The sequence below is a fragment of the Pandoraea pnomenusa genome (genome assembly GCF_040391475.1).
Lineage (GTDB): Bacteria > Pseudomonadota > Gammaproteobacteria > Burkholderiales > Burkholderiaceae > Pandoraea > Pandoraea pnomenusa_C.
Genome location: NZ_JBEBXS010000001.1, coordinates 18492 through 37472, shown reverse-complemented (window position 1 = coordinate 37472; position 18981 = coordinate 18492). Strand labels below are relative to the sequence as shown.

The window sequence follows — 18981 nt, the reverse complement described above, 5'->3', positions numbered from 1 at the left end:
GACGATGAAGATTGGGGAACTGGCGCAGGCGAGTGGGGTGGCGGCGTCGAGAATCCGCTTTTACGAGTCGCAAGGATTGTTGCCTGAGGCGCAGCGACAGGCCAACGGCTATCGCGAATATGACGACGATGCGCTAACGCGGCTCGACATTATTGGCCGCGCGCAGAACGCGGGGTTTTCGCTGGACGAGATTCGCTCGATTCTGCCGCCGGATCTTAGTGCGTGGCCGCATGAGAAGCTGCTGACCGTGCTGCGACGCAAGGTGGAGGAGATCGATGTGCTGGCAAGCAATCTTGCGCTCGCCAGGCAGAATCTGACGACGTTGATCGACACCATCGAGAATCGCGTCGATGGTGAAGATTGTGAGATCGCGACAAAACGGGTACTGACGAAGGTGCGCGAGTCGACGGTCGGACGGGACGGGGAGGACGCGAAGGGAAGAAATGGCGTGGCGCCCCGGCGCACTTCCGTGGGAAAGCGCGCCTGAACGCCGGCGCAACGTCAGCAACCGGAGAGAATCTCGTTCGCTTTGGCGATGACCGGGGCATCGATCATCTTTCCGTCCAGCGCCACAGCGGCGCCACCGCTGGCTTCGGCGGCCGCGACGACACGGTGCGCCCACGCAATTTCGTCGTCGCGCCACGCGAAGGCAGCATGTACCGCTGCGACCTGACGCGGATGAATGCAGAGCTTGCCGCGAAAGCCAAGCGCGCGTGCGCGGCGCGCGCAAGCTTCGATGAGTGGCGCGTCGTCGAGGGCGGTCGTCACGCCGTCGACCGGTGCGGCGATGCCCGCAAGCCGAGAGGCGAATGTCAGTTGCGAGCGGAAGTAGAGGAGTTCGTCGCCGTCGCCTTCGATACCGATATCCAGCTGGAAGTCGATGGTCCCGAACATCAGGCGCTCGACGCGGGGTGCCGTGGCAATCTCCGCGAGTGCAGCAAACGCCTGGGCGGTCTCGATCAGCGGCACGAGTTTCAAGGTCGGCGTAGCGCCTTGCGTTGCTCGGGCAAGCGTCGCCGCATCTTCCGTTTTCGGCACGACCAGGCCGCTCAGTCCGGGCAGGCCGGCGAGTGTGGCGATATCGTCCTCGAACCATGCCGTGGCAGCCGCATTGATGCGCACATAGACCGGCACGGCGGCCAGTGTGGTATCGAGACCGCATACCCATTGACGCACCTGCTCGCGCGCGCTGAGTTTGTCGGCGAGGGGGACGGCATCTTCGAGATCGAGAATGATCGCGTCGGCTCCCGACGTGCGTGCTTTCTCGAAGCGCTCGGGACGATTGCCGGGAACGAACAGCCAACTGCGAATGACGGGGCGTGTCTGCATGGCTTACACCGCCTTCGCTGCGTGCAGCGCTTCGATCTGTGACGTCGTACGGCCAAGTTCGGCGAGGATGGCGTCGGTGTGCTCGCCGAGCGCCGGAATCGGGTCCATGCGCGGCGTGAAATCGGGCCCGGCGGATGGCATGCCGGGCGGAATCGGCGCTTTGATCGTGCCGCCCGGTGTGACGACATCGGCCCAGCGCTCGCGCGCGGCAAGCTGCTGATGCTGCCAGACATCGTGCATGTCGTTCAGGTTCGCGTTCGCGATGCCCACGGCGTCGAGACGCGCCACCAGTTGCGGTGCGTCGAGCTGCATGAACACATCGCGGATGATGGCGCGCAGTGCGTCGCGGTTTTCGAGTCGCAGCGGATTCGACGAAAAGCGTGCGTCGTCGGTCAGCGCGGGTTGTTCAAGCACCTTCTCGCAGAACGTCTTCCATTCGCGTTCGTTCTGGAGGCCGAGCATGACCGTCTTGCCATCGCCGGTCTCGAACGGGCCATACGGGAAAATCGTGGCGTGTGCGGCACCGGCGCGCGGCGGCGGCGATTGATCGTCGACCGAGTAATAGAGCGGGAAGCCCATCCACTCGACCATGCACTCGAGCATCGAGATGTCGATGCGGCTGCCGTGTCCGGTCTTGCCGCGCTGGATGAGCGCGGAAAGGATGTTCGTATAGGCGTACATGCCTGCCGCGATGTCGGCGATGGAGCAACCGGCCTTGGCAGAAGCTTCGGGCGAGCCCGTGACCGAGAGGAAGCCGGACTCGCTCTGAATCAGCAGGTCATAGGCCTTCTTGTCGCGATACGGGCCGTCGGGCCCATAGCCCGAGATACCGCAGACGATGATCTGCGGATAGCGTGCCGAGAGAGCGTCGTAGCTCAGGCCGAGCCGGTCGGCGGCACCGGGGGCGAGGTTCTGCACCAGTACGTCGGCGTCGGCGAGCAGGTCGTGCAACACGGCTTGTGCGGCGTCCTGCTTGAGGTCGAGCGTGAGGCTTTCCTTCGAACGGTTGGTCCACACGAAGTGCGACGACATGCCGTTCACGCGGCCGTCATAGGCGCGGGCGAAGTCCCCCGCGCCGGGGCGCTCGATCTTGATGACGCGCGCGCCGAGGTCGGCCAGTTGACGCGTGCAGAACGGTGCCGCGATGGCGTGTTCGAGCGCGATGACCTTGATCCCGTCCAAGGGCCTCATGACAAAAATCTCCGAAATGAATGTGCGTTGGCTGTGCGGTGACGGCGCAGCCGGTCAGACGATCTTGGCGAGCACGATCAGGGCCAGCGTGATCGTGATGGCGCCGCCGATGCGCGTGGCGATCTGGGCGAATGGCATCAGTCGCATGCGGTTGGCCGCCGTCAGGATGGCCACGTCGCCGGTGCCGCCCATGCCGCTGTGCGTGCCGACCACGATGGCGGCGTCGATGGGGTGCATGTTCATGCGGCGGGCCACGATGAACGCGGTCGCCATGAGCGTGATGACCGTCGCGATGATCGTCACCAGTGTGGGCACGTTGAACGATGCAACGACCTTCTGCCACGGCGTGATCACCACACCGATGGCGAACAGCAGCGGGTACGTCACGGCCGTCGCGAAGAACTTGTAGACGACGCCGGCGCCGGCTTCGAGCTTGGGCGAGAAGATGAAGCCGATCTTGGCGGCCACGGCCAGCACCAGCATCATCACCGGGCCGGGCAGGCCGAGCGTGCTTTGCGCGAGCATGCCGACGAAGTACAGGCACACGGCGATCATCCCGGCGGCGGCGATGTCGGTGGCGTCCACCGGTGCGCCGGGTTGGCCGTGTTCGCTGTGGATGTCATGGGTGCCGATGTCGTCGTTGCCCGAGCGCATGAGCTGGCCGTTGCCCGTGAGCGACGGATAGCGCTTGCCGACGGCGTTGAGCACGCCGGAGAACACGATGGCGCACACGTTGCCGAGCATCACGGCGGGCAGTGCCTGGGCGAGCAGGTCGCCGGGGCTCTGGTGCATGACTTCCGAGTAGCCGATCGTCAACGGAATCACGCCTTCGCCCAACCCGCCGGACATCACCGGGATCACCACGAAGAACACCGTGTGAAAGAGGCCCATGCCCAGCATCGTGCCGACCAGGGTGCCGACGATCCCGGCGAGCACGGATCCGACGGCCAGCGGCACGAAGATGCGCAGGAAGCCGCCGATCAGAATCTTGCGGTCCATGCTCAGAATGCTGCCGACGATGATGCCGGGGATAAACAGGTACAGGAAGTTGCTTTGCTTCCAGAAACTGACGATGGGCTGCACGACCGACGGCGGCAGCGCATGCGTGAACACCAGATACGACGGCAGGAACGTCACGAGGATCACCGGGCCGCCAATGCTGCGGAACACGGGAATGCGCTGCCCGATTTCCATGCAGGTGAAACTGCAGACGGCGAGCAGCGCAATGATCGGGGAAAGTTCGGCGGAGAGCTTGCCAGTCGTGAACACGGTGATCACGATGGCCGCGATCAGCACCAGATGGACAGGCAGCGGCACGATCCCGACGCGCATGTCCATGAGACGCCACCAGGCATCACGCAGCGGGTGGTGGGGCTGTGCCGTCGACGAGGTCTTGCCCGGGCCCTGGCCGCCTTGGGCGGCAGTGGCAGAAAAACCGTCTCGCATTCTGTTGTCTCCGTCTGTGGATTCGAATTGGTTTGTTGACGGGACTATAGGCGCGCACCACGCCGGGGAGGAAATACCGATTTTGGATGTGGGTATAGGGTGAAGCTATGGCGTGGTGTTTCGATTCGTTCTCGTCAACCGGGAATCGCGGGTTGCCGGGTTTTGGTGGCGAGGGAATCAGGGTTTTCGAGAGTGTCATATAGGGGTACGCTATGGCCTTTCCTGCGCGTTGGTGGCCGGACCGTCGCGAACCTCTCGTGGATCTCTTGTGGACGTCAGACAGCTTCGAAATTTCGTGACCATTGTCGACAGCGGCAGCGTGTCGAAGGCCGCCGAGCGGTTGCATATTGCGCAGCCGTCGTTGAGTGCACAGTTGCGCGGGCTGGAGGATGAATTGCAGGCGCAATTGCTGGTGCGCAGCGCACAGGGTGTCACGCCGACGGAAGCGGGCAAGGCCCTGTATCGCCACGCCCGCGTGGTGCTGCGTCAGATGGAGCAGATTCGGCAGGAGGTGCGCGAAGGCGGCGGCAGCGAATCGGGGCCGGTGGCCGTGGGCTTCCCGACGACGATTGCCGCGATCCTGGCCGTGCCGCTATTTGCGAGAGTGCGCGAGCAGTATCCGGGTATCCGGCTCCAGATCTTCGAGAGCATGAGTGGCTACATCGGTGAGTTGCTGGCGAACGGTCGTCTCGATCTGGCGATGCTGTTCCGCGATTCGGAGACGCGCGGTATTTCGGTGATGCCGTTGTTCGACGAGGCGTTGTACGTCCTTGGCGGACATCGGGCGTGCCCGGCGATCTACGAAGGCGCGTCGCAGCAGACGTGTGCGCTGGCGACACTTGCGAACGTACCTATCGTGGCACCGAGCGGGACGAATGGCTTGCGATTGCTCATCGAGCGTAGCTTTGCGCAGGCGAACGTGGAGTTGAACATCGTTGCGGATATCGATTCGTTGCCGACGCTGATCGACATTGCCCGTTCGGGCGACGCGTGCGCGATCCTGCCGGCGTCAGCGGTGGCATCGCGCGACCCGGCGCTACGCCCGCCTTCGCGCAGAATCGTGGCGCCGCATCTGCAACGTCCGGCGAGCGTGTGCTGGTCGAACTCGCTGCCGGTGGGTTCCGCCACGGTCGCCGTGCGGCAAACCATCGCCGACCTCATCCGCGAATTGCAGGCCGATGGCCATTGGACGGGGATTACGTTGCGGGCGGGGGAGCGTCAAATGGCGGACGAGTAACCACGTCACTGCCGCATCCCGATCGCCAGACGATTGAACGCGCTCATCAGGGCGACGGCAAAGCTCAGGTCCGAGATTTCGGCGTCGGAGAAATGCTCTCGCAGTGCCTCGAAATCCGCGTCCGGCGCGTGCGTCCGGTCGATGGCCACGACCGAATCGACCCATGCCAACGCCGCGCGCTCACGTGCGCTGTAGTGCGAGCTGACATGCCAACCTGCCAGACTGTCGATCTTGAAGTCGGGCATTCCATCCGCGCGCAGCGCCTTGGCATGCATCTCCAGACAAAACGCACAGCCGTTGATTTGCGATACCCGTAGATAAACAAGATCGATCATCGGCTTGCCGAGGCTGCTTTTCTCCAGCGCCTTCTTCGTCGTCACGAACCCTTGATAGGCCTCGGGCGACAGCGTGAAATAGGGCAGACGAAGGGTGCTCATGCGATTTCTCCAATAGTGTCGGAAGGGCGAATGCGAAAGAAGGCACTTGTCGCAACGGGATCAGTTTAGGAAAATCATGTCCTAGCCGTCAGATGCAAGAATCGACGAAATGAATGGGACATCGCGATGGAATTTCCTTACCTGAAGCCCGGCCCCGACGACACCGCACCCCTTTACCTCCAACTGTACCGACGGTATCGGGATGCCATTGCCGCGGGCAAACTCGCGGCCGGCGATCGCGTGCCCTCGGTGCGCAGCCTCGCCAGTGAACTGAATCTCGCGCGAGGCACTGTCGAACTCGCCTATCAAATGCTCACCAGCGAGGGCTATTTCTCGCCACGCGGCGCAGCCGGCACGTTCGTCTCGCCGCAGCTCACGCATCTCGCAGACACCACGCCTGCCAGCGAGGTGTCATCGCCCGTGCAATCTTCGCCGTCGCCCGACGAGCAGATCGCCATTGGCCTGCCGCGTCCGTTTCAACTCGGACTGCCGGCGCTGGACGCCTTCCCGCGCAAGACCTGGGTGCGTCTGGCCGGTCGGCATCTGCGCACGATGGACATGACGTCGATGGCCTATCCCGATGCCTCTGGCTACGGTGCCTTGCGCGAAGCCATCGCCACCTACCTCGGGATTTCGCGGGGCATCGTGTGTACGGCATCGCAGGTGTTTGTCACGGCCGGCTACCGGTCGGCGCTCGATCTGGTGCGCCGCACGCTGCTCAAGCCGGGCGACGCCGGCTGGTTCGAAGACCCCGGCTACCGCTTTGCCCGCCAGTTTCTTGTCAGTGCGGGCATGCATCTGAGGCCGGTGCCGGTGGATGACGAAGGGCTGAGGGTGGACGAGGGGATCCGACGCGCGCCAGACGCCCGTTTCGCCGTCGTCACCCCGACACACCAGAGTCCGACGGGCGTCACGCTGTCGCTGCCCCGGCGGCTTCAGCTACTCGAATGGGCGGCCCGGCAAGGCGCATGGATCGTGGAAGACGATTACGACAGCGAATTCCGCTATCACGGGCGTCCGCTACCGGCATTGAAGAGCCTCGACCGCGACGACCGCGTGCTCTACACGGGAACGTTCAGCAAAGTCCTGTTTCCCGGGCTGCGTCTGGCGTATCTCGTGGTGCCGGCAGCGCACATCGAAAAGTTCGCCGACGCGGCGCGTCAGTTGGGCGGAGCGGGCGCCATCCCGGTTCAGGCAACGGTCGCCGATTTCATGGCGCAGGGGCATTTCGCGCGCCACTTGCGACGCATGCGCGCGCTCTACGCCGAACGGCGCGAATTCCTCGTGGCCGCGCTCTCCGAAGTCTTCGGCGACGACTTGCATGTTCAGCCGCAAGCGGGGGGCATTCACGCGCTGGCGTATCTCGGCGGCGCGCTGACCGATTGCAGCGATGTGTCGATTGCCGCCGCCGCGCATGCGCAAGGGCTCGCGGTCCACGCGCTGCGGCATTGGCGGGTGCGTCAGGGCAAGACATCAGGCCTGCTCATGGGCTTCACCAATATCCCGGATTTCGCGACGGCGCTGTCGCTGAGCCGCCGGCTGAAAGCGGCGATCCCGGCAGACTGAGCCGTGCGGCGGGGAGCCTGCCGCATAACCACGTCGCGACAGGTGGCTTGGAAACCCGCTATCCTTCTCGCATTGGCGCGGTTCGCGCCCCCATTTTTTCGTGCCGAACGACCCCACCGTCTTTCGGTATGCGCATTTCAGGAGTTCACCTCGTGGCAGCGTTCGACATCGACGACATTGTTTCCTCCCTGCATGGCGCACGTCTGCGCTGGCGCGACGGCCAGCGCCGTCTGCTCGAATCGGGCGGGCGCGACCTGCCTTCGCGCGAACGTCTGGCGGGCGTGATGGTGCAACTCAAGGGTGTGCTGTTTCCGATGCGTCTCGGGCCGCTCGACCTGCATCAGCAAGGGGAGAACTACTACGTTGGCCACACGCTCACGAGCGCACTCAACGGCCTGGCTGAGCAAGCCCGTCTGGAATGGCGCTACAAGGCACGCCACAACACCGAAATCACGGCGGCATCGATCGAGGAACGCGCGCATTCGGCGATTCAGCAGTTCGCCAGCAAGCTGCCCGAGATCCGCGAGCTGCTCGACGCCGATGTGCTCGCGGCATATCAGGGCGACCCGGCGGCAGGTAGCGTCGACGAAGTCCTGATCTGCTACCCCGGCATCCACGCGATGATCCACCACCGGATTGCGCATGAACTCTACCGACTCGAATTGCCGTTGCTCGCCCGCATCATCGCGGAACAGGCGCACTCGGACACCGGCATCGATATCCACCCGGGGGCACAGATCGGCGCGGGCTTCTTCATCGATCACGGCACCGGTGTGGTGATTGGCGAGACGGCAATTCTCGGCCAGCGAGTCCGTGTCTATCAGGCAGTGACGCTCGGCGCAAAGCGCTTCCCGGCGGACGACGACGGCAACGCCCGCAAGGGGCTCGCACGTCACCCGATCGTGGAAGACAACGTTGTCATCTACGCGGGCGCGACGATTCTGGGGCGCGTCACCATCGGTCAAGGCTCGGTCATCGGCGGTAATGTCTGGCTCACGCAAGACGTGCCGCCGTACAGCAACATCACGCAGGCCCGCTCCCGTACCGAAGCCGGCTCGCCGCCGGTGTCGGGCTGCGACAGCGATCCGTCCTGACTGTGAGCTGTTGTCCGTGCCGGCGGCAGCGACACGCCGTCAGGCGATGGCTGGCGGTGCCGTCGCGCCGGTGACCCTTGCGCGGACGTCGGGCGACGCCAGGCACGTTGCCACGGCTTCGAACCCCGGCGCACCGGGATAGGGGGCCACTCTTACCGGAGGGCTGTGGTTGGCGGGGCAGAGCACGATTGCCTCGTCAGGCCCCACCGCCGTCAGGTCGAGCATGGCGGACGAGCGCGTCATGAGGAAGAGCGGCGAATGGCGGGTCGTGCGCGCCCGTTGCCGCAGATAGCCGATCAATGCTTCCTGCGTGTTCTGGGGCAGTTCCTGTTCGATCATGTCAACGACCAACACCCCGGGGCGTTCGGTCGCCAGCGCTGTGAGCAATACGGTGAGCGCATCACACTCGCTCGCCCCTTCGTCTCGTAGCCAGACCATCGCCTGATCCACCCGCTCACGCAAGGCAGGATCCCGCTCGAGCGACGAGAGGATGGCGGCACGCCCCGTCGTCAGCCGATCGAGCCCGAGGAATGTGCCGCCCGGGAACGCCTGCGCAAGCGCCATGGCCAGGCGCGTCTTGCCGCTTCCCAACGAGCCAATGAGATAGTTCAGCGCCCGAACGTCGCGCATCTCGAACCATTCCCCGCCCCACGGCCACGGTAGCGCGAAGGCAACGCTCGGCGTCGCCTGTTCCATGACCGCCGGCAATTCACCTTCAGCGGGCATCCGGCCTGCCGCCAACTCGGAGCGCAGCGTTCGCACGCGCTCCAGCCGGTGCAGGCGCTCTCGTATCTCCCGGTCCAATGTCTGTTCGTGCGCCCCGAGGGCCGAAGCGAGGGTCTGCGGATCACCGACAAGCACGCGTGCCACCTGCGCGAGACTCAAACCCAACGCCCGAAGGGCGACGACTTCCGCTGCCCGCGCCATCGTCTCGGGGGCGTAGACGCGGTAACCCGCCGCCGTTCGCGTCGGCGCGATCAGCCCGTGCTGCTCGTACAGCCGCAGCGCCTTGTTCGATACGCCCAACTGTCGCGCGGCGTCGGATGCATTGAGATGGGCGGTGGCGTTCGTCATCGTTGACCTCGTTGAGCGTGGACGGGTGAAAGCCATCGTGAGGCCGGCCCCAGGGGGCAGGTCAAGCGCAATGCACGTTACTTAACATATCAACGGTTGTCGAATTAATTAACCGACCGGTCGGTTTTTGTCATGTTAGGCTTTCAGGCGCTTCCCCTCGAACAAGACTACGGAGACATTGATGACTTTGATTTCTCGTTGGCCCGGCATGGCAATTTCGACATCGTCGGCGCCGCGTGCGCGCGGCGTGCATTTTTCGAACAAGCGGGTCGTGGCGAGCGTTGCCGCATCGTTGCTGAGTGCTGCGCTCGCCATGCCGATGGCCGCCACGGCGGCACCGGGGGAAGGCGGCGCGCGTCCCGCCGCGACGGCATCGGAAAAGGTGCCCGGCCGGGCTGACGTGACAATCAAACGCGACGAGTTCGGTGTGCCGCACATCTACGCGTCGACGACGTACGCGCTGTTCTATGGCTACGGCTACGCCATTGCGCAAGATCGCCTGTTCCAGATGGAGATGGCGCGACGCAGCACGCAGGGCACGGTCGCCGAGGTGCTCGGCGAGAAATTCGTCGACTTCGACAAGTCGATTCGTGGCAACTATTGGCCCGCATCGATCCGTCGTCAATTGGCCGACCTGCCGCAACGCGAGCGCGACATTCTCGACGGTTACGCTGCGGGCATGAATGCCTGGATCGCGCAGATTCGCGCGCAGCCTGACAAGCGCATGCCCAAGCAATTCAATGACTTCGGGTTCCAGCCGGTGAACTGGGACGCCTTCGATGTGGCGATGGTCTTCGTCGGCACGATGGCCAATCGCTTCTCCGATGCCACGAGTGAAATCGACAATCTCGCTCTCGTCACGGCGCTCAAGGACAAGTACGGCGCACAGAAGGGCATGGCGCTGTTCAACGAGTTGAAGTGGATCAGCAACCCCGACGCACCGTCGACCGTGCCCGCGTCGGAAGGCGTCTACCCGGTGAAGGTCGGCCCGACGGCGCAGGCGCCCATGCAACCGCTGGCACGCTACGACGGCCCCGCGCCGATGTTTGCGCGCCTCGCGCGTGGCAGCGACGGCGCGTTGCTGCATCAGGACGCCGAGACCAACGCGGCCACGATGCTCGCGCAGTTCGCCGCATCAGGCCAGCCGGGACTCGCCGGCTTCCCCACGACCAGCAATATGTGGATCGTCGGCAAGACCAAGGCACGCGATGCGCGCGCCATCATGCTCAACGGCCCGCAGTTCGGCTGGTTCGCACCCGCGTACACGTATGGCATCGGTCTGCACGGTGCGGGCTTCGATCTCGTCGGCAATACGCCGTTCGGTTACCCGTGCATTCTGTTCGGCCACAACGGCAAGATTTCGTGGGGTTCGACGGCCGGTTTCGGCGACGACATCGACATCTACGCCGAGAAGCTCGACCCGGCCAATCCGAATCGCTACTTCCACAATGGTCAGTGGCACGACATGGAGAAGCGCGTCGAGATCATCAAGGTGAAGGGTGCGGCGCCGGTGGTACAGGAGGTCTATCGCACGGTGCACGGCATCGTCGTGCAGCGCGACGCCAAGCAGCCTGTCGCCTACGCCAAGGCGCGTGCATGGGAAGGGCTCGAAGTGCAGTCGCTGCTGGCGTGGACGCATCAGGCGCAGGCGCAGGACTGGAAGTCGTGGACCGCGCAGGCCGCGCGTCACGCGCTGACCATCAACTGGTACTACGCCGATGTGGCGGGCAACATCGGCTACGTGCACACGGGGGCTTACCCGGCACGTCAGCCGGGACACGATCCGCGACTGCCGGTGCCGGGCACTGGCGAATGGGACTGGAAGGGGCTGCTGCCGTTCTCGACCAACCCGAAGGTCTACAACCCGAAGCAGGGATGGATCGCCAACTGGAACAACTCGCCGCAGAAGGGCTACCCGGCGAGCGACCTGTTTGCGTTCGTGTGGGGCGGGGCGGATCGCGTCGTGGAAATCGACCAGCGCATTGAAGCGCATGACAAGCTCGGCGTCGACGACATGTGGCAGATCCTGAAGGACACGAGTTCGGTGGACGTCAACCGTCGTCACTTCCTACCGTTCATCGAGCGCGCGACCGCCAGGCTGCCCGCGACCGACGCACGTCGCCAACTCGCCATGCAACTGGCCGCATGGAACGGTCTGAGCCTCGATCCGCAGCACACCGGCCACTACGACACCGCAGGTCCCGCCGTCATGGACGCATGGCTGAGCGCCATGCTCAAGCGCACGCTCGGGCAGGTTGTGCCGGCGCCTTACGACAAGTGGTTCCTCGCGAGCGGCTACGCCGCACCGCAGGACGGCCCGACGGGTTCGCTCAATATCGGCAACGGCAGCAAGGTGCTTTACGAGGCACTGCGCGGCGACAAGTCGGGCGTACCGCAGACATTCGACATCTTCGCGGGAAAGCCGCAGGACGACGTGATCCTCGCCGCGCTCGATGACGCGATCGCCGCGTTGAAAACGAAGCTCGGTCCCGACATGTCGGCGTGGCGCGCGCCGACGGTGCCGCTGACGTTCCGTGCGAACAACTTCTTCGGTGTGCCGCAGGCCAACGCCGACGAAGCGGTGCGAACCCCTGTCTATATGAACCGGGGGACGGAGAACGACCTGATCGTGTTCGGCCCGAAGGGAGCGGCGGCCAAGGTGCTGGCGTATGACGTGGTGGCCCCGGGCCAGAGCGGTTTCGTCGCCCCGGACGGCACGCGCTCGCCGCACTATGCCGATCAGGTGGAGATGTACACGTCGTTCGGGCGCAAACCGCTTTGGCACGACGCCACTGACGTCTCGCGTGCGGCGAAGTCGGTGGAGCACCTGCGCATCGAATAGGCCCGGTGAGGCCCGGTGTCCCGGCCGATGCCAGTCGGCCGGGCCGTCAGAGGATCCCCGTCGCTCCCGCGACAGCACAGAACGCGACCACGGCGAGCGGCGGGGTTTTCCAGCGGGTGAGCAGGACGAACGCCACGGCAGCCACTGCGAAATCGGCGGCGCTGTGCACGGCGCTCGTCCACACCGGCGTGTACAACGCCGAGGCGAGAATCCCGACCACGGCGGCATTCACGCCCGCGAGCATCGCCGCCGCCGAGGCCCGTTCGCGCAGCGCTTGCCAATGGGGGAGCGCTGCGATGACGAGCAACAGGCCCGGCAGGAAGATGGCGAGGGTCGCCAGCGCCGCGCCGAACCACGGATGCGACGGGCCGCCGGCACGCCATCCGAGGAACGTTGCGAAAGTAAAGAGCGGGCCGGGCACCGCCTGCGCTGCGCCATACCCGGCGAGAAAGTCATTCGCCGACACCCATCCCGTGGCCACCGTCTGCTCCTGAAGCAGTGGCAGCACGACATGCCCGCCGCCGAACACGAGTGCTCCCGACCGATAGAAGCCGTCGAAGATCGACAGAAGGCGTCCGCCGCAGACTTGCTGGAGCGCGGGAAGCCCGGCGAGGAGCAGGCAGAAGAGGACGAACGCCGCGGCGCTTGCGGTACGGGAAATCCGGAACCCGAGGTCGGGCGACGAACGTGCTGCCGCTATCGGCGGCGCGGAGCGCAGCAGTGCGTAGCCGAGGAGCGCGCCAAGCGCGATGACGAACAGTTGCGCGAAGACGCTTGTCGTCAGTGCCAGAACGACGAGCGCGACTAGCGCGATCCCGGCGCGACGCATGTCGGGGCAAAGGCGTCGTGCCATGTCCCAAACGGCTTGCGCCACCACGGCGACGGCGACGAGCTTGAGGCCGTGCAGAACGCCATCGCCGACGGGGCCGCCCAGATGCGGTGCCGCAATGGCGAAGGCGAGAAGCAGCAGCACCGACGGCAGGGTGAAACCGCACCAGGCGGCGATGCCGCCAAGCCATCCGGCGCGCAGCAGTCCGATGGAGAAGCCCACCTGAGAGCTTGCCGGTCCGGGCAGAAACTGACATAAGCCGACCAGATCGACGAAGCTCGCATCGTCCAGCCAGCGACGTCGCTCCACGAACTCACGCCGGAAATAACCGATATGCGCGACGGGGCCGCCGAAGCTGGTCAGGCCCAGCTTGAGAAACGTGAGCAATACCTCCCGGACAGCCCGCGAATTCGGGGCGGCTTGCGTAACGGGTTCGATATCGGTTTTCACGGCGCTGTGTCGCGTTGGTCGGAGGGTAAAGGCGCGTAAGCATAGCGCTAGTGTAGTGACGTCGGCGTGACGCGACACGGCGCGGCGACGCCACGACTGCCACGGGCTATTCGCAAGCCCACAGACGGCCGCCCGTTTCGGGAATCGCGCAGGGTCACGTCACGCTAACGTCGCTTCCCTGGTCGCGAGACTCTTGCGTCGTGTCGACGCGAGAGAATCTCACGACGGAGTTTCGGGAGAAACGCTCAATGACACGAATGCATTACGCACCGCATCACACCCATCGACCCGTCGTTCACGTGTATCAGACGGCATCGCACACGTCTCGCGCCCGACACGGACCGTTTGCCGGCGATTGGCGCGCCACGGGCATGACGCCCCGTGAAGGACCAAGCAACAGACGGCACGCTTCGACACATCGTGCGTCCGCCGCCCAGCCGCATAGGGGCGCAGTACTACGCGACGCCAACGGCGCATCGAGCCGTGTCGTTTCCCGGACGTCCCTGGCGTTGACGTTGCTGGCGGTCGCCAGCGTTGCGAGCGCGGGCGCGGTGTCCGCCATGTCGAACGTGCCGCCGTCCGCGCTGCGAACGCGCGGCAGCAGGCAGGCGCCCGTCGTTTCCGATGTGGCGGTGACAGCCATCCCGAGCCTTGCACCGGGGGCGCTGTCGCATGCCACTGCCGTATCCGGTATTCGTGCGCTGATGCGGGGATCGCCCGTGGCGGCCGACGACGATGGTGTGATGGCGCAGTGCCTGCCCCCGAATACGCTGGCGGACGGCGAGGGCGCGGAGCAAGACGGGCGCATGGCGTATCGGGCGGACCTTCAGCGTGTTGTCGTGGCGATGATGCGCGATGCGGTTGCGGCTTCGGACGACGCCACCCGCGAGGCCTTTGCCCGCGCCGAAGTCTTGCAACCTCGGCACATGATGCTTCGGGTCCGCCGCGCAGACCCCGATTCGCCGCCGAGCCTGTACTTCGCGCCATATGGCATTGCACTGCATCTGCGCGACGAATTCGGTCGGTGGCGCGCCTTTGCGTTGACACTTTCGGCAGAAGCGCCGTCCATCATCACGCCGATTACGCCTTGCGGTGCTCGTGGTCAGGCGGCCATGTGGTGTCTGGCCAAAACCCTGGGGCCGACCTTCTGGGGCGACTGCTGGGCGGCGATCGAATCCGGCATCGGCGAGCACGACGACGCGCGCTTTTCCTCGACGCGGGCGGGGGCCACGGTGTCGCCTGGCTGGCCGACGCCGGACACGTCCGTGCTCGATTCGCCGGACATGGAGGAGGTGGCCGAAGTGCTGCTCGAGCGGGCCATTGCCCGTCCGGTCTGCGCCAACGGCCGGATCCGCTCGCGTCCGCGGCGACAGGTGGCGAACCCGGCGTCGGCCGACACCGGTGGCGTGCGTGCGCTCGCGTCCCGGATGACGCTCTCCGGGCTGGAATGCCTCGCCGCCGTGGTGCGCACGGAAAACCTTCCAACGGACGCGATCACGTTGCTGCAGCACTTCTGGCCGAGCGCGCTGGCGCCGACGTCGGTGGAGATGGCGACGTTGCCGCCGCCGACACTCGCCACGTTCGCGCACGAACCCTTCGGCGGCCCGCTCGGACGCGGGGTGCAGTGGTCGTTGCCCCCGGGCGTGCGTATCGAATACCTGCCGGATCTGACGCAGAACGGTGTGCACGTGTTCGACATCGACGGTGCGCTGTACGGCACAACGGTGGCGCGCACGCGAAAACACGCGTCGGACCTGCGCCCGCTGGCGGACATTCGCCGGGCGCTTGGCCCGCTCACGCTGTGTCGCATCTCGCGCGGTGTCGGTATCGACGTCGACGGAATGTGCCTCGAATGTCACACCGAACGTGAGGGGGAGGTATCGGTCACCGAGCAAGGGGCGACGATCACCCAGCATCAGGCACAGGAAGCCTCGCCACTGGTCCGTTTGCGCGTGGCGGTCTATTCCCGTCCATTTCCGGGGGAGGATGGCAATCAGGCGTTTTACGCGTTCGGTCGCCTCGGTGGTTTCGACGAGCACGGGGTGCCGGTAGTGACGGCGGATTCCCCGGTTGTCGATGCATCGGTCTACACGCCCGAACTCGACGGCGAACTGACCTACTATGAGCAGGCGACGACTGCCGGACCGGTCGGCGGACGACGCGTGCGTCTGTCGTTGGGCGGCATGGAGGTGGCGGCACCGTTCGGCACTTATCGCGACCGTCACGGCACGTTGAGAGGTGTGGTGCAAGTGGCGAACGACATGTTCTATCGCTTCTCGCTGCCGGCGGGCGACATTGCGGCCACGTCGCCACAGGTGCGTCTGCATCGCCGTCGTGCCGACGACCACGACATTCGCGAATACCGGATTGCGCAGCGGCATCGCGCCACCGCCGAGAACGCCATCGTGCTGCCGACGATATCGTTCGGAGAAGTGCGCACGTTGCTGCAGTTGTACCTCGGCGCGTGGCAGCGCGCGCCATCGCCGGCCGACGTCTGGCGCGGGCTGGAGGAAATTCCGCTGTCGGTTGGCGAAGCGCGTACGGCAATACACGCGCTTACGCGGGCCATCGAGCAACGCGTAACGGCAAGCCGGGCCGGCCCCGATGCGTCGGCCCCGCCCGCCATCGATCCGGCGCTTGTGCCGGCGTTCAACCGATTGTGGCGGCATTGGCAGCGCTTTCCCGTGGACGCGGACGGCTTTGTGAACGCCATTGCCCGCGACTTCGTAGCGCGTCCGTCGCCCATCTCGGTGTGGTCGCAGTTGCCGTTCGTCGGCGATGTGCAGACCACGCGTGACGTGCTGTCGATCTTCGAGACGGTGTTTCCCGGCATGTCCGGCTTGCAAGCGCTCGTCACCGGGCAAGCCAGCGACGCACGGGACGTGCAGAACCGGATGCAACGCGTATCGCGCCGTGCCAATGTTGCCGTTGCCGAAGTCACGCTCGTCGATGGCACACGCACGATCTATTACTGCATGTCGGGGCTCCAGCGCGGGCGTCTGCAAACGAATCGGCCTGCCGTTCGGATCGTCGACGCAGGGCGCGCCTACGCCCAGAGGGCAGGCAACGTCATTGCCCAGCAAAGGGTGCTGGGCGACGCGCAGATGCCGTCGTTGCCGACCGAGTCACCGGCGCTGAGGCTCGTCATGGCCGATGCCAATCTGCCGACGTACAACACGGCGTCGGGGCAAGCGAAGTCGCGAACGCTGGATACCGAACGCATGATCCTTGCACAGATCTACGCCGATTTTCCCTCGGGTGAGAACGTCGTTCGTTCGATCGTGATGTGCTCTCGCATGCCGTTCTGCGATTCATGTGCCGTAAATCTGGCGATGGCTCCGTATCACTATCCCGATGCGGAGTTGCGCTTCTATTACGTCGCGCCGTCGCCCCGGTATCTCGACGAGACGGTCACCACACCCTTGACGGACGAAGCGCAGGGGGCAGTGGGCGGCGTACCGGAAGAGCGCCATCCGTATCCGCGTTCGAGCCTGTAGGCGTGCCTGCAATCTTGCCTGTAAGCAGGACACCTGAGCGAATTTCCCCTATATTGACCGCTCTCGACGCCAATCCCGGCGCATGACCCGTGACCGGGCCGTCAGGACATTCTGCGGCCCGGCGCCTGTGCCGAACGACACGGCAGGCAGCCCAGGCAAAGGAGCGATCAACGCATGACGTCGCAGGACTCTCCATCGCGCACGCAGGCCGTCGGACTCGGCAGCGCAGCGCGCGACCTCTACCGCGCACTCTGGCGCCACGCGCAAGGCGTGCGCCTGCATTTGCTCGGCGCCGCAGGTCTGTTGTCTGCCGCGCAACTGCTGCGCCTGACCATGCCGTGGCTCGCGGCGCAGGCGATCAATGCGCTTCAGCAGGACGACATGACGACGGCCGGCCGCTGGATCGGTTATCTCGTGGGCATCTATTTGCTGTCGTGGCTGCTGCACGGCCCGGGCCGGATTCTCGAGCGCAATGTCGGCGTGCGCGTGCGTGTACGGCTCGCCGACCAGTTGTACGCACGCATTGCGGCCGCGCCGCTGGCCTGGCGCGACGGACGTCACTCCGGCGAACTTCAGCATCGCGTGGTGCAGTCGAGTCGCGCGTTGTCGGACTTCGCGCAAAACCAGTTCGGCTATCTGCAGAGCGCGTTCAATTTCGTGGGGCCGCTCGTGGCGCTGGCGTTGCTGTCGCGCACCAGCGGCACGATTGCCGTGACGGGCTATGTCGTGATCGCCGTCATCATCCTGCGATTCGACCGCGTGCTGATGCAACTCGCGCGCGCCGAGAACGACGCGGAACGGCGTTATGCCGCAGCGTTGCTCGACTTCGTGGGGAACGCCGCGACGGTAATCGGTCTACGCCTGCAAGCGGCGTCGCGCAAGGTGCTGGGCAAACGAATCGAGGCGGTGATGGTGCCGCTGCGACGTACCGTCACGGTCAACGAAGGCAAGTGGTTTGCCGTCGACATTCTCGGTATGGGCCTGACGTGGATTCTCGTGGTGGTCTACGTGCTGCAATCGCGCGAGCCGGGGCAGGCCGTCATGCTGGGTACGGTGTTCATGATCTACCAGTACGCGCAGCAGGCGGCGACGGTGGTCGGCGCCATGGCGTCGAATTTCCAGAGCTTCGCGCGCATGCATACCGACTACGGCAGTGCCGAGCCGATCTGGGAGGCGCCGGGAGATCCTGATGCCGTCGTGCCCGCCGTGATCGCCGACGCGCCGTGGGAGGCGCTGGTGCTGCATAACGTGTCATGGCACTACGCGGACGACGCGCGCGGTGGCCTGCGCAGTGTCGAGCTTACGTTGCGGCGAGGGTCGCGCGTCGCGCTGATCGGCCCGAGCGGCGGCGGCAAGAGCACGCTGTTGCGCACGCTCGCGGGTCTCTATCTGCCGCAGGACGGAACGCTGCTTCGCGATGGAAACGCTATCGACTGGCCTGCTTTGCGCACGCTCGCCACATTGATCCCGCAGGAGGCCGAGGTGTTCGAGGCGAGCGTCGAGGAGAACCTGACGTTCGGTGCATCCGCCGACCCGCAGGCGCTGCAAGCCGCCGTACACGCCGGTGTGTTCGACGATGTTCTCCGGCACATGCCCGACGGCCTTGCGAGTGCGCTGAACGAACGCGGCGGCAACCTCTCCGGCGGGCAACGCCAGCGTCTCGCACTGGCGCGCGGCGCACTTGCGGCGCAGGGCAGTTCGCTGCTGCTGCTCGACGAACCGACCAGCGCGCTCGATCCGCTGGCCGAGGCGCGGGTGTTCGACCGCATGTACGAGGCGTTTCCGGACGCGTGCATCGTGGCCTCCGTGCACCGGCCGAGCCTGCTGGAGCGGTTCGACACCCTCGTGGTGATGGAGGGCGGCCGTGTCGTCGATGCCGGTCCGCGGGACGAGGTGCTGGCACGGCGCACCTAGGTCGCACGCCGGTCGGACCACCGGGCGTCACACATTCGCCACAGTTTTCCGACGCAAGCGCACGGCAGCGGGGAA

At 65.4% G+C, this 18981-nt stretch carries 13 protein-coding genes; 7 read left to right on the top strand and 6 right to left on the bottom strand.

Annotated features, from left to right (window positions below; translation table 11 throughout):
- Positions 1–4: 4 nt before the first annotated feature.
- Positions 5–487, top strand: coding sequence for a MerR family transcriptional regulator (locus tag ABWO90_RS00135; RefSeq protein WP_353189652.1), 483 nt, complete (start codon positions 5–7; stop codon positions 485–487).
- Positions 488–501: 14 nt separating this feature from the next.
- On the opposite strand, the gene ABWO90_RS00130 is transcribed toward ABWO90_RS00135, so the two are convergent.
- The 3 genes from ABWO90_RS00130 to ABWO90_RS00120 are packed head-to-tail and all read right to left on the bottom strand — an operon-like array spanning position 502 to position 3966.
- Positions 502–1329 carry an HpcH/HpaI aldolase/citrate lyase family protein gene (locus ABWO90_RS00130; protein ID WP_353189168.1) on the bottom strand — a complete coding sequence of 276 codons (828 nt, stop codon included), beginning with the start codon at positions 1327–1329 and terminating at the stop codon, positions 502–504.
- 3 nt (positions 1330–1332) lie between these two features.
- Positions 1333–2520, bottom strand: a complete 1188-nt coding sequence (locus ABWO90_RS00125) for a CaiB/BaiF CoA transferase family protein (protein ID WP_353189167.1) — start codon at positions 2518–2520, stop codon at positions 1333–1335.
- Positions 2521–2574: 54 nt separating this feature from the next.
- Positions 2575–3966, bottom strand: a complete 1392-nt coding sequence (locus ABWO90_RS00120) for a 2-hydroxycarboxylate transporter family protein (RefSeq protein ID WP_353189166.1) — start codon at positions 3964–3966, stop codon at positions 2575–2577.
- Positions 3967–4234: 268 nt separating this feature from the next.
- Between ABWO90_RS00120 and ABWO90_RS00115 the strand changes: the two genes are divergently transcribed.
- On the top strand, positions 4235–5203 hold the full coding sequence (locus ABWO90_RS00115; protein ID WP_353189165.1) for a LysR substrate-binding domain-containing protein: 969 nt from the start codon (positions 4235–4237) through the stop codon (positions 5201–5203).
- A gap of 5 nt (positions 5204–5208) precedes the next feature.
- Here ABWO90_RS00115 and ABWO90_RS00110 read toward each other — a convergent pair whose 3' ends face one another.
- Positions 5209–5640, bottom strand: a complete 432-nt coding sequence (locus ABWO90_RS00110; RefSeq protein WP_353189164.1) for a carboxymuconolactone decarboxylase family protein — start codon at positions 5638–5640, stop codon at positions 5209–5211.
- A gap of 126 nt (positions 5641–5766) precedes the next feature.
- Here ABWO90_RS00110 and pdxR point away from each other — a divergent pair, with 126 nt between their 5' ends.
- Both pdxR and epsC read left to right on the top strand, forming a co-directional pair.
- Positions 5767–7206: a MocR-like pyridoxine biosynthesis transcription factor PdxR gene (gene pdxR / locus ABWO90_RS00105; RefSeq protein WP_353189163.1), complete on the top strand. Its 1440-nt coding sequence runs from the start codon at positions 5767–5769 to the stop codon at positions 7204–7206.
- Positions 7207–7358: 152 nt separating this feature from the next.
- Positions 7359–8300 carry a serine O-acetyltransferase EpsC gene (gene epsC, locus ABWO90_RS00100; protein ID WP_353189162.1) on the top strand — a complete coding sequence of 314 codons (942 nt, stop codon included), beginning with the start codon at positions 7359–7361 and terminating at the stop codon, positions 8298–8300.
- A 39-nt stretch (positions 8301–8339) separates the two neighbouring features.
- Here epsC and ABWO90_RS00095 read toward each other — a convergent pair whose 3' ends face one another.
- Positions 8340–9374: a MerR family transcriptional regulator gene (locus ABWO90_RS00095; RefSeq protein ID WP_353189161.1), complete on the bottom strand. Its 1035-nt coding sequence runs from the start codon at positions 9372–9374 to the stop codon at positions 8340–8342.
- A 181-nt stretch (positions 9375–9555) separates the two neighbouring features.
- On the opposite strand from ABWO90_RS00095, the gene ABWO90_RS00090 reads away from it, so the two are divergent.
- Positions 9556–12216 carry a penicillin acylase family protein gene (locus tag ABWO90_RS00090; RefSeq protein ID WP_353189160.1) on the top strand — a complete coding sequence of 887 codons (2661 nt, stop codon included), beginning with the start codon at positions 9556–9558 and terminating at the stop codon, positions 12214–12216.
- A 46-nt stretch (positions 12217–12262) separates the two neighbouring features.
- Here the strand turns inward: ABWO90_RS00090 and chrA are convergent, their stop codons facing one another.
- Positions 12263–13495, bottom strand: a complete 1233-nt coding sequence (gene chrA / locus ABWO90_RS00085; RefSeq protein ID WP_502922514.1) for a chromate efflux transporter — start codon at positions 13493–13495, stop codon at positions 12263–12265.
- Positions 13496–14004: 509 nt separating this feature from the next.
- Here chrA and ABWO90_RS00080 point away from each other — a divergent pair.
- Entirely contained in the window at positions 14005–16992 is a 2988-nt protein-coding gene (locus ABWO90_RS00080; protein ID WP_353189159.1) for a hypothetical protein, read from the top strand.
- Positions 16993–17166: 174 nt separating this feature from the next.
- Positions 17167–18906 carry an ATP-binding cassette domain-containing protein gene (locus ABWO90_RS00075; RefSeq protein ID WP_353189158.1) on the top strand — a complete coding sequence of 580 codons (1740 nt, stop codon included), beginning with the start codon at positions 17167–17169 and terminating at the stop codon, positions 18904–18906.
- Positions 18907–18981: the final 75 nt, after the last annotated feature.

Coding starts and splice junctions, on each gene's coding strand:
- pdxR (WP_353189163.1), top strand. CDS start 5,767: ATGGAATTTCCTTACCTGAAGCCCGGCCCCGACGACACCGCACCCCTT.
- ABWO90_RS00095 (WP_353189161.1), bottom strand. CDS start 9,374: ATGACGAACGCCACCGCCCATCTCAATGCATCCGACGCCGCGCGACAG.
- ABWO90_RS00125 (WP_353189167.1), bottom strand. CDS start 2,520: ATGAGGCCCTTGGACGGGATCAAGGTCATCGCGCTCGAACACGCCATC.
- ABWO90_RS00120 (WP_353189166.1), bottom strand. CDS start 3,966: ATGCGAGACGGTTTTTCTGCCACTGCCGCCCAAGGCGGCCAGGGCCCG.
- ABWO90_RS00110 (WP_353189164.1), bottom strand. CDS start 5,640: ATGAGCACCCTTCGTCTGCCCTATTTCACGCTGTCGCCCGAGGCCTAT.
- ABWO90_RS00130 (WP_353189168.1), bottom strand. CDS start 1,329: ATGCAGACACGCCCCGTCATTCGCAGTTGGCTGTTCGTTCCCGGCAAT.
- ABWO90_RS00135 (WP_353189652.1), top strand. CDS start 5: ATGAAGATTGGGGAACTGGCGCAGGCGAGTGGGGTGGCGGCGTCGAGA.
- ABWO90_RS00090 (WP_353189160.1), top strand. CDS start 9,556: ATGACTTTGATTTCTCGTTGGCCCGGCATGGCAATTTCGACATCGTCG.
- ABWO90_RS00075 (WP_353189158.1), top strand. CDS start 17,167: ATGACGTCGCAGGACTCTCCATCGCGCACGCAGGCCGTCGGACTCGGC.